We start from the raw sequence: 587 nt of genomic DNA on the forward strand, positions 1-587 counted from the left end.
GCGGCGGGCCGTGCACCGGGCCCGGGCGGCGACCGACCGGCTGTCCGCGCTGGTCGCACCGGGTGGCGGCGCCGACGCGGGCCTGGCCGTGATGCTCGCGGTGGCCGCGATCAACACGACGGTCGCCGCCCTGCCACGCGCCGCGGCCTGGGCCGCGGACGACGACCTCTGGGGGTACGCCGACAGCCCCGCCCTCGCCACCGAGCTGCTGCGCGTCACCGCCCCGACCCCGCTGCTGCCCCGCGTCGCCGCCGCGCCCGGCCGCCTGCCGACGTCCTCCGGCGGTTGTCCGGTCCGCGCCGGTGACCGGATGCTGCTCATCGCCCGGCACGCCGCCGGCGCCCACCACCTCGACCCGGATCCGGAGACGCCCGTGCCGGCCCACCTCGCCCAGCTCGTCTTCGGCGCCGGCCCGCACGCCTGCCCCGGCGCGCGGCTGGCCCGCACCCAGCTCACCGACCTGCTGCGGGCGCTGGCGCCGCTGCGCCCGGTGGTGGTGCGGGCCCGCGCCGACCGCCGCGCGGCCCTGCCGGGCTGGCGTTCGCTGACGGTACGGGCGTCGTGCGGCTAGCCGTCACCGGCGCCTC

1 pseudogene is annotated in these 587 nt (G+C 81.1%); it reads left to right on the plus strand.

Annotated features, from left to right (window positions below):
- Positions 1–571 (plus strand): annotated as a pseudogene (locus DMB66_RS58970) (cytochrome P450); the annotation flags it as partial.
- Positions 572–587 lie beyond the last annotated feature (16 nt).

It is taken from the genome of Actinoplanes sp. ATCC 53533 (assembly GCF_003947245.1).